The sequence below is a fragment of the Puniceicoccales bacterium genome, from assembly GCA_031283585.1.
In the GTDB taxonomy this organism is placed as follows: Bacteria; Verrucomicrobiota; Verrucomicrobiia; order Opitutales; family LL51; genus JAIRTH01.
The window spans coordinates 1-10,311 of record JAITBP010000004.1 but is presented as its reverse complement, the minus strand read 5'-3'; the positions used below and the strand labels follow the sequence as shown (position 1 = coordinate 10,311).

Genomic DNA, 10,311 nt, shown 5'->3' with positions numbered 1-10,311 from the left:
ATGTAAAGGCTGAGATTAAGGACATAACAACGGATGCTAATACTCCAATTACGGACCTAAAGGGGCTAGCGACCTTTTTCGACAGTACTACCCCACTGGACCCCTGGGGGGCGCCGTGGAAGTTTAGTTATGCTGATAAGAGCGACAAGAACGTAATAGGTCCTACCCTAAAGGTCGAGAGTAGTAATGGTGACAAAGGCAATTATACGTTTGTAAATGGAAAGATAACTGTTGATATCATACCCAAAGCCTAGGCGCAGTCCGCTGGATCCACATCCAGGTATTCCCTGATGTCCCAGGCGAATTCCTTCCTAGATGATGGAAATTTTGATCGCTATCACACTGGTAACTGTGCTGGCTGCATTTTTTTGTTTTTTCGTTTTTTTTCGTTTTTTTTGTTTTTTCTTGCCAATGTACGGTTTTTGTCTAAACTGCTACGCAGAAAAATCTTAAAAGGAGTTTGATTTATGGATGGAATATTAAAAAACAGAGACCGGGCTATGACGCTGATGGAGATCCTGATTGTCATCGCCCTTATAGCCGTGTTGGCCGGTGTGGGTATCAGCAACATGGGTGGTGTGTTGGACTCCGGTAAAAAGAAAGCCGCCAAGGCCTTCCTGGAATCCACCGTCAAAGCCGCCTGCAGTGCCCTCTATGCCTACAAGGATTATAATGATGTCTTGGTAAATAAAGCGCTTGATGGCATAAAGGTGACGGCTGCTACTGATGCTTCTCCTGCAACAGCAAACCTAAATGGGCTAGCGAACTTTTTCGACAGTACTATCCCACTGGATCCCTGGGGGGCGCCGTGGGACTTTAGTTATGTTAGTGACACTAAAACACTAACGGTCGTGAGTACTAATGGTGGCACAGGCACCTATGAGTTTAAAGATGGCAAGATAGAGGTTAAGGTCAAACCATAACCCTAGGCGCAGTCCGCTGGATCCACATCCAGGTATTCCCTGATGTCCCGAGGAAAGGCGAATTCCTTCCTCAGCGCATCGAGGGTCTTTACCCTACTGCCCACCGAACCGACCACAAAAAAATAGATTGCAAACCTATACCAACCGTTTATCTTCTCAATCATACATTTTGTCGGGCCTTTCATCTCCAGGGTCGGGTCGGTGATGTTTTTTTCCAGAAATAGGCCCCAATTGTTTGCAAAAAATTCCGCCTTGGTCTCATTTCTACTCATTATAACATGCCGAATTAGCTTCCGGTAGGGAGGATAACCAAAATGCCGCCTGGTGGCCAGCTCCAGCTCCATAAAACCATAAAAGTCGTTACTCCGAGCCTTGGTTATGGCCATACACTCCGGCCTAAATGTTTGCAACACAACCTCACCATTCCTGTCGCCACGCCCTGCTCTTCCAGCCACCTGGACGATCATCTGAAATGTTCTCTCCATGGACCGAAAGTCCTGCACATTCAACGAGATATCGCAATCAACCACACCAACCAACGTGACATTCGGAAAATCCAACCCCTTAGCTATCATCTGGGTTCCAAGCAAAATATCCACAAGGCCTTTCCTAAACTTTGATAAAATTATACGAAATTCATCTTTTTTTCTCATGACATCGGAATCTATCCGGGCAATGGATGCCCCGGGAAACATCCCGGAAATAATTTGCTCAAGCCGTTGCGTACCAACGCCATTGTAAAATATCTCCAACCCACCACACTTCGGGCAATTCGTCCTCGGTGGCTCGGTGTATCCGCAAAAATGGCACTTCATCGCCTGCTGACTGCGATGATAGGATAGGGAAACATCGCAATTCGGACATCTGGCCACATAATCGCAACTAGGACACAGGGCCGTCGGCGCATAACCCCTCCTATTGAGCAATAGAATCACCTGCTCATTTTTTTCAAGCCTGTCAAAGATCTTGTCGCGCAACAGGTTAGAAATAATACATTTTTCATATCTTCTATCAACCAAATGGATCGTTGGCAACCTACTATTACCGACACGCTGATTCAACTCATTCAACCTGTAACCCTTATGGTACACATTGAGGTAGGACTCGGTCGACGGCGTCGCCGAACCTAAAATACACAGCGCATCGTTAAGTTTTGCCCGGTACACAGCCACATCCCGCCCGTTATACCTGGGCTGGTCACTCTGCTTGTAGGATTGGTCGTGCTCCTCATCCACAATTACCAACTGCAGATTTTTCAGCGGTACAAACAGGGCGGATCTGGCCCCAACAACCACACTGACTTCACCACTGGCAATGGCCAGCCATGCGTCCTTTCTCTCTCCGTCTGAAAGGTTACTGTGCCATAGCACCACACCGTACCCAGAAAACCGATTCCGAATTCTGGCCAACGTCTGCGGCGTCAAAGCCAACTCAGGTACCAGATATAAAACCTCGCCGCCATGTTTTATAACACTTTCTATAGCATCGAGATATACCTCAGTTTTTCCGGATCCGGTAACGCCCTGAAGCAAATGTACGGAAAACAACCGCCTAGCCAAACTGGCCTTTATGTCATCTGCCACGGCCTGTTGGGCTTTGGTTAATGTCAGGGCCCGAAAACCATGACCCTCGGCCTGGTCATCGTCCTGGGCCAGCCGCGGTTCATTCCGAAATTCTTCGATAAATATCCCTTTGTCGACCAAGCTGTTAACCACACTTACCGAAAACAATTCCAGCAAGTCCTTCCTCGGGCAACCACCGGCGGTCCTGAGATAACTATAGGCCTGATGCTGCTTTGGAGCTTTACGAAATAGTTTCAGTAACTCATTATCATCCAACAACTTAGCTACCTTTATCACCGTTGATAACCTGGTTGAGAAATTTCTACGCAAAACGCTGGGCACAGCACACTCGAAAACACTGGCCAATGACGCATTATAATATTCTGATACCCAACGACATAATGCGATGACATCATTACTTACCACCGGAACCGCATGGACTATACTAGAAATTTCGCGGAGCTCAAATTCATAACTATCACCATCGGAATCAATCAATTCCAGCACAACAGCCTGGACCAACCTGGGGCCCAGCGGTACCTGGACCAACATGCCAACCACTAGCACATCGACCAGCTCCTTCCGGACGATGTAAACAAATGCCCTATCCACCGCCGAAAACAAAACTACTCTGGCCAATTGCATAGCTAACCTTCTAAATTAATCCGATATTTTACACAAAAAATCGCAATATTTTTACACATTTTAATGTTTAAATAAAACCGCGACAAACTTATACTAAAAAAGATGCACTTTAAAAATTTTATGTTCGTCGGTGCCTTTGGGATGGGCATGGCTCCATTGGCTATATACATTGCACAACAAGGACATACAGTTTATGGCTGGGACGACAACGAAAATGAATCCATGGCCCTTCTGTTGGAGAAAAATAACGTTGTAGTTTTATCTGGCAGGCACTTGCCAAATTCCATCGACCAGCTGATATATTCCAGTGCTATCCGGCCAAATCATTTTTTATTTGATTACGCTGATGCAAACAATCTAGAATGTACGCGGCGCGGTGTATTTTTGGCAAAAATCGCAAAAGATAAAAAACTTGTGGCAATCACCGGCTCCCATGGAAAAAGTTCCGTCACTGCATTTTTAACCTATCTACTTAAAGAACATCAGGTTCCTTTTAGCCATATCATTGGAGCGCTACCCAGGGACCATTTTTTGCCAGCAAATTTTGACAAAGATTCAAAACTGCTTGTTTGTGAAGTAGATGAAAGCGATGGTACCATCGAAAATTTTGCCCCATACATAACGGTAATGTTAAATTTTGATGACGACCATCTGGCCAATTACGGCTCCTTTGAGTCTATGAAGAAAGCAATTTTTAAGCTATTTTTGCAAACCAGCCACAGGATAATTGTGCCGCAAGACGACAAAGCACTGAGAGACTTGGCCAACAAAGCCAACCATGCACCAGTGGAATTTCAGCCGGATGCTGGTTCATTCCAGGCCCACAACCTGGCTGCCGTTTCCAGTGCCTTTGAAGCCATCATCGGAGCCCGCCCAGATCTAAGTAAGATAGACAAATTCAAGGGGTTGCTACGCAGAAATGATTTCCTTGGCACCATTAATGGCCATGCGATCTTCTGTGACTATGCTCACAATCCAACGGAAATCTCGGCCTACATCGCATCGAAATCTGACAAAAAAAACCATATCTTGTTTCAGCCCCACAGATATACCAGGACGAAGCAGTACCTGGTTGAATTTTCAGAAATTTTGAAAAAATCCGGCAAAGCTATCATTCTTCCGGTGTACAAATCCGATGAAATCAACGAAATTCCCGGAGGTACCAGCGAGGATTTATTGAAACTATGCCATGGCTGGGACGTTTCCCTTTCTGAGACCAAGCAGGACCTAGGGGAAAAAGTATCGCAAATTACAGCAATGGCTGATGATGCAAATCTGCTGTTCATCGGCGCCGGCAATCTGAACCTAATGGCCAACGCCCTGGTGAGAGATATAAAAACGGTCGAAATAACTAATGCCCTGAATGCGAATGGATTAGCTGAGGCTATTCTGCTGTCAACGACCACAAAATTGGCGGACCATAGCACATTCAAAATAGGAGGACCGGCAAAGATTTTCGCCGAGCCAAATGATCTAGATGCTCTAGTCAACCTTCTATCCATGCTAAAAAAATACCAATTTCCTCACCTCATTCTCGGCAACGGATCCAACATACTTTTCGACGACGAAGGATTCGATGGTGCCGTGATAGCCCTGACAAATAACCACTGGAAGCAAATTATATGGCCTGATGAAGAAACCGTAATAGCTTTCGCTGGAACATCTTTGAAAACACTATGCCATCGTGTCGCCACCCATGGGTTCATGGATATGGTCGGCCTGGGCAACATTCCTTCAACCATCGGTGGAGCGCTAGTCATGAATGCCGGGGCCAACAACCGGGAAATTTTTGACCCATTGATTTCGGTTAAACTGCTGGATCCCAATGGTAAAATACACAATCTTGATAAATCAGATATTCAGTTTAGTTACAGATCCGGCATCGATGCAAAATCAGGAACAATACTATCGGCCACGTTCCAATTCAAAAGCAAGGCACCGGTTAAAGACATAATGGATGCATCGAAGGCATTCATGCGTAAAAGGTTAGCATCACAACCCGTGGCTCCAAGTGCCGGCAGCGTCTTCAAAAATCCACCAGACCTGTCGGCCGGAAGGTTGATCGATGACTGCGGACTGAAAGGCACCCGGATCGGCGGTGCATCAATTTCGCCAAAACATGCGAATTTCATAGTAAACAACGGCAATGCTTCATCAAATGATGTCAAAACCTTGATAAAAATCGCCAGAGAACTGGTATATGAAAAGCATGGAATTTTTCTAAATCGAGAAATTTTATTGGCATCAGAACTAATTTGACAAGAATCTGTTAAAGGGATTTTGATGGAACATCTATTCAATTGTCTACAACAACGTTCTGCAGGAATTTTGCATCACCTGACCTGCCTTCCCAGCGACCAGGGCATCGGTTGTATCGATGGAAATGCCAAAAATTTCCTGAACTTTCTACGGGCAGGCAAAATAAAATATTGGCAGGTTTGTCCACTATCGCCAACAGGTTACGGCGACTCTCCCTACCAGAGTCTATCCAGCTTCGCCGGTAATCCATACCTGATAGATCTGAACTATTTTGTGAACGAAGGCCTTTTATCCAAAGAAGATACGAGACCTTTAGCCGAACTTTCAAGAGATCGGGTTGATTTTTCCAAGCTCAATGAATTGTTCTGGCCCATAATATTTTCGGCATCGGAAAATTTTTTAAAAAAATACAAAAACCTGGACGAAGGTTTTAATAAATTCAAAAGTTCGGCAAAATGGCTTGATCCGTTCTGCAACTTCATGGCACTGAAAGAGTATTTTGACAAAAAACCCTGGTACCAGTGGCCAGCCGAATTTTCATCCTCATCGGATCTGAAAAAACTTCCATCGGAAGTGATAAAATTGGCCAACATACACAAGGCCATACAATACGTTTTCCATAAACAATTCTCGGATCTCAGAAGCTATGCCCAGCAAAATGGCATCAAGCTAATCGGCGATATCCCGATTTTCCCTGGGCTGGACAGCGCTGATGTCTGGGCAAATAAACAAATCTTCCTATTTGATGACAAAAATCGCCCAACCCAGCTGGCCGGTGTTCCTCCGGATTACTTCTCGGAATCAGGACAGCTTTGGGGAAATCCATTGTATAACTGGCAGGTGCTCAAGGAGATAAATTACAAATGGTGGCTAGACCGTCTTAAAAGAAATCTCGAACTCTACGATGTGATACGGCTGGATCATTTTCGTGGGTTTTATGACTTTTGGGCTGTACCTTTCGGTTCAGAAACTGCCAAAAATGGCTCCTGGAATGCTGGGCCAGGAGTTGATTTTTTCAAAGTCATCAAAAAAAAATTCCCAAAATTGGAATGCATCGCCGAAAACCTGGGGGAACTGAACAAAGGCGTGACAGACCTGCTAAAAACTACAGGTTTCCCAGGCATGGCCGTTTTACAATTTGCATTTTCAAATTTTCCACAAAGCACCTACCTGCCACATAACCAATACCAAAACAACGTCATGTACACCGGTACCCACGACAACAATACCCTACGGGGCTGGGTTAACTCTCTGGGCGAGATAGATAAACACAACATCAGGCGCTATGTAAAATCCGATGACAACTCTCTGGTCTGGGCCCTTCTGACCGAAGCCTACAAATCACCTTGTAACACGGCCATAATCTGCACCCAGGACATTCTAGGCCTGGATCAAAATGCCAGACTAAATACCCCGGGAACCCAAACAAATAACTGGACCTGGCGGATGACCGAAGACCAATTTTTTACACTGGGAAAATCCGCTGAAACCCTTCGTGAATTGGCCGAAGTCTATGACAGATGACTTTTAGAACTACTCAAAAACCTCATTGCCTTAGCCATATCTTCCGGCGTATTTATTTCGATGGTTGGCCCGCTGGCCATCAACGTATGGATCCTAACCCCATTGGCTAAAAACCGCAACTGTTCCAATTTCTCAATATCCTCCAGCCTACTGGGTTGCAATGAGTAATACTTCGCTAAAACTTCCCTTGAATAGCCATAGACACCTATATGACCAAGAAAATCATAGTAGCCTGGCCATTTAGATCTATCATTTTCATCCCGAATAAATGGTATCGGACTCCTGGAAAAATACATCGCTTCGCCGCCAGGATTTACCACAACTTTTACCAGATTAGCATCGAAAATATCTTCGCCAGCAACGAGTTTGAACACCGGTGTAACCATCTGGCAGCTGTTATTTTCAGCAAATTGTACCATCTTCTCAAGGACATCTAGGTCCAGAAGCGGCTCATCAGCCTGTAGGTTTATAATAAAATCGCCATCGATCTTACCCAACACCGAGGCTATTCTCTCCGTTCCACAGGAACAATCCGGTGATGTAACCATAACTCTTGCACCCCAAGAAGTTGCTTCGAGGTAAACCTTATCATTATCCACAAGGATTATCACCTCATCAATGCCAACAACGGAACAGGCGTTGTTCCATACGCGTTTTAAAATCGGCACACCATCTAAATCAGCTAATACCTTACCTGGGAATCTACTAGAAGCCCATCTCGCTGGTATGGCAACAACAGTACGCACATCAAAAAGCAATCAAATCAATTTCCCCAGGTTCTCTTCTTATGTCTGTTAGCTCGCGAACGCTTGCTGCGTTTATGCTTATTCATTTTTAACCTGCGCTTTTTTTTCAGATTTCCCATGGAAAAACCTCTATATATAAACCTACTACCAAGCGGATGAGTAGGAACCCTATCTCCGTAGTAAAGCTTTTTTTTGCAATTCTTCCAAAATAATTTAAATTTCTGCACTTTTAGTGCTTAAAATCACAGTTATTCTTTACAAATTACTCAATTTCATAAGTCTTAATCCGTTGGCAGATAAGATCTCAGTTAAAAATTTGACCATGAGCTATGGGAAAACCATCGTGATGAACGATATTAGTTTTAACGTAAAGGCTGGTGAAATTTTTTTAATAATCGGTGAGAGTGGCTGTGGTAAAAGCACACTATTGAAACACATGATCGGTCTAAAGCCTACGAACCAGGGAGTAGTGTTCTATGATGGTGCGGATTTTATAAATATATTAAATGATTCGGACAAACCACTTGCAACACGCTTTGGTGTGCTGTATCAAAGCGGAGCCCTATGGAGTTCAATGACATTAGTGGAAAACATAGCATTGGTACTGGAGGAATTCACAAATCTGACCAAATCCGAAATTAAAGAAGCGGTAAATATGAAACTATCGCTGGTAGGACTTGAAAACCATGGTCACCTATATCCATCTGAAATCTCAGGAGGAATGCGTAAGCGCGCCGGCCTGGCAAGAGCAATTGCTCTTAATCCGGACATACTGTTCCTCGATGAACCATCGGCCGGGCTGGACCCAATCAGCGCAAATAATCTCGATAATTTAATACTCAAGCTACGAAAAACCCTTGGAACTACCATGCTGATCGTAACCCATGATTTGCATAGTATTTTCGCCATTGGAGATAATGCAATGTATCTTGACGCCGATTCCAAAACTGTACTGGCAATTGGTTCACCAAATCAATTACTTGAAAATTTTCACACTAAAGTAAAATACTTTCTTTCAAGAGGAATGTTGAATGACAAATGAGTAAAAAAGCCAATTCATTAGCCATAGGAATGTTTATAGTATGCTCGTTTGCTGTCCTATTATCATTCATCCTATTATTTTCCAAAGGCAATTTTTTCCATAGCACAAACAAATTTATTCTGTATTTCGATTCATCACTGAATGGCCTGGATGTGGGATCTCCAGTGAAATTTAAGGGAGTTACTATCGGTAACGTAAAAAAAATATCCATATTCTATGACAAAGACAAAGATTTATCCATTACTCCGGTGATAATAGAGATAGATAATTCAATGTTTGATACAGTAAAAGATGAATCCAGTGGTGAGGATAACATAGAATTTTACAAAAAACAAATAAAACAAGGCTTGGCTGCAAAATTAACGTTTGAAAGCATTGTAACAGGAAAATTATTTATAGAATTAGATTACTATGCATCAAAAAAAATCCGCATATTCTCTACAAATAGCACCAAGTATATTCAGATACCAACCACACCTTCCGGCATCGATGAACTTCTGAGCAGCATCGAGGTTATAATCAAAAAAATCAGTAAAATCGATTTCATTGGAATTTTTGATAGGATTTCGTCTATTCTTTCCACAGCGGACAACACTCTCAGTAACATAGACCTAAAATCCATGGTCAGTGGAATGACTTCTGCCGCCAAGTCCATAGGTAGAGTTTTTGATTCACCGGATTTTTCAAATACCTTCAAGCACTTTAATGATACATTAGGTTCTATCGAAGATTTTGTAGCAATATTAAAAACCAATGTAAATAAAATTTCAGACAAAACAAGATCCACACTAGCCAGTGGTAAATTGGCTCTCGATAAATTTGGAAATATGTCCAGCTCTATAAACAATATGTTCCGTGAAGAAAAGAAACTTAAGTATGGGTTAGGTGATGCTATTCAGGAAATAACCATGGCGGCAAAATCATTAAAAGAGCTTGCAGATTATTTAGAACGCAACCCAAATGCTATAATTTCAGGAAAAGCAAATCCCAAAAAATAATTTATGCGCAAAATAAAAAACATTCTCTTTTTACTTCCTATTATTTTTAGTGGCTGTCTATTCACTCCGGTAGTAGATCATACCCGGTTCTATACCATGGGCATAGCGTTAAAAAATATGACAGATAACCAATCCTGTGCCACTTCCATTGGCATAGACAAGGTTTCTATCCCACATTATTTAGATAAGCCACAAATAGTTACGCAAATCTCTGACAATGAAATAGTCCAGGATGAATTTAATCGGTGGGTGGAACCCGTAGAAGACTGCATAACCAGAACCTTGCACCATGCCATCGGCCAAAATTCCAACCTGAGGAAAATAGTTACGTTACAATCAAACAACAGTAACAACCTTGATTATAAAATACATGTACTAATCCACGATTTTATTCCCAATGACATTGATAAAACAATTACTCTATTTTCAACCTGGTATATGACAGATAGGCAGGATAACCATATAGTAAGCAAGGAATCACGTATTACAACCACGTACATATCCGACGATAATAGTGATGATGATGAAAAGAAAGAAGAAAAGCAGAACAACAACAAATATGTTCACATAGTGTCTGGAATGGAACAAGCGGTGATACAACTAGGTACCGAG

The 10,311-nt window shown here is 42.9% G+C and carries 10 protein-coding genes; 7 read left to right on the top strand and 3 right to left on the bottom strand.

The annotated features are described in order from the left end of the window. Together LBB20_00995 and LBB20_00990 are read left to right on the top strand one after the other, a co-directional pair. Positions 1-254 (top strand): hypothetical protein (locus LBB20_00995; GenBank protein MDR2735406.1); only part of this gene is annotated, 254 nt, incomplete at its 5' end. A 213-nt stretch (positions 255-467) separates the two neighbouring features. Then, positions 468-923, top strand: a complete 456-nt coding sequence (locus LBB20_00990) for a type II secretion system GspH family protein (GenBank protein MDR2735405.1) — start codon at positions 468-470, stop codon at positions 921-923. 2 nt (positions 924-925) lie between these two features. Here LBB20_00990 and priA read toward each other — a convergent pair whose 3' ends face one another. Then, positions 926-3,130, bottom strand: a complete 2,205-nt coding sequence (priA, locus tag LBB20_00985; protein ID MDR2735404.1) for a primosomal protein N' — start codon at positions 3,128-3,130, stop codon at positions 926-928. A gap of 102 nt (positions 3,131-3,232) precedes the next feature. Here priA and murB point away from each other — a divergent pair, with 102 nt between their 5' ends. Next, on the top strand, positions 3,233-5,389 hold the full coding sequence (murB, locus tag LBB20_00980) for a UDP-N-acetylmuramate dehydrogenase (GenBank protein ID MDR2735403.1): 2,157 nt from the start codon (positions 3,233-3,235) through the stop codon (positions 5,387-5,389). 24 nt (positions 5,390-5,413) lie between these two features. Beyond that, positions 5,414-6,913, top strand: coding sequence for a 4-alpha-glucanotransferase (gene malQ, locus LBB20_00975; GenBank protein ID MDR2735402.1), 1,500 nt, complete (start codon positions 5,414-5,416; stop codon positions 6,911-6,913). On the opposite strand, the gene kdsB is transcribed toward malQ, so the two are convergent. Continuing rightward, on the bottom strand, positions 6,901-7,659 hold the full coding sequence (gene kdsB / locus LBB20_00970) for a 3-deoxy-manno-octulosonate cytidylyltransferase (protein MDR2735401.1): 759 nt from the start codon (positions 7,657-7,659) through the stop codon (positions 6,901-6,903). The genes malQ and kdsB overlap by 13 nt on opposite strands. 17 nt (positions 7,660-7,676) lie before the next feature. Next, positions 7,677-7,778 carry an AURKAIP1/COX24 domain-containing protein gene (locus LBB20_00965; protein MDR2735400.1) on the bottom strand — a complete coding sequence of 34 codons (102 nt, stop codon included), beginning with the start codon at positions 7,776-7,778 and terminating at the stop codon, positions 7,677-7,679. A 203-nt stretch (positions 7,779-7,981) separates the two neighbouring features. On the opposite strand from LBB20_00965, the gene LBB20_00960 reads away from it, so the two are divergent. The 3 genes from LBB20_00960 to LBB20_00950 all read left to right on the top strand — a co-directional run. Continuing rightward, positions 7,982-8,701: an ATP-binding cassette domain-containing protein gene (locus LBB20_00960; protein ID MDR2735399.1), complete on the top strand. Its 720-nt coding sequence runs from the start codon at positions 7,982-7,984 to the stop codon at positions 8,699-8,701. Then, positions 8,698-9,699 (top strand): MlaD family protein, encoded by a 1,002-nt coding sequence (locus LBB20_00955; GenBank protein MDR2735398.1) that lies wholly within the window; start codon positions 8,698-8,700, stop codon positions 9,697-9,699. Before LBB20_00960 ends, LBB20_00955 begins: the two co-directional genes overlap by 4 nt. Before the next feature lie 96 nt (positions 9,700-9,795). Then, on the top strand, positions 9,796-10,311 hold a 516-nt coding region (locus LBB20_00950; protein ID MDR2735397.1), incomplete at its 3' end, for a PqiC family protein.

What these genes read in the sequence shown, in the direction of transcription:
- LBB20_00990 (MDR2735405.1), top strand. Translation starts at nt 468, where the DNA reads ATGGATGGAATATTAAAAAACAGAGACCGGGCTATGACGCTGATGGAG.
- priA (MDR2735404.1), bottom strand. Translation starts at nt 3,130, where the DNA reads ATGCAATTGGCCAGAGTAGTTTTGTTTTCGGCGGTGGATAGGGCATTT.
- murB (MDR2735403.1), top strand. Translation starts at nt 3,233, where the DNA reads ATGCACTTTAAAAATTTTATGTTCGTCGGTGCCTTTGGGATGGGCATG.
- malQ (MDR2735402.1), top strand. Translation starts at nt 5,414, where the DNA reads ATGGAACATCTATTCAATTGTCTACAACAACGTTCTGCAGGAATTTTG.
- LBB20_00965 (MDR2735400.1), bottom strand. Translation starts at nt 7,778, where the DNA reads ATGGGAAATCTGAAAAAAAAGCGCAGGTTAAAAATGAATAAGCATAAA.
- LBB20_00960 (MDR2735399.1), top strand. Translation starts at nt 7,982, where the DNA reads ATGAGCTATGGGAAAACCATCGTGATGAACGATATTAGTTTTAACGTA.
- LBB20_00955 (MDR2735398.1), top strand. Translation starts at nt 8,698, where the DNA reads ATGAGTAAAAAAGCCAATTCATTAGCCATAGGAATGTTTATAGTATGC.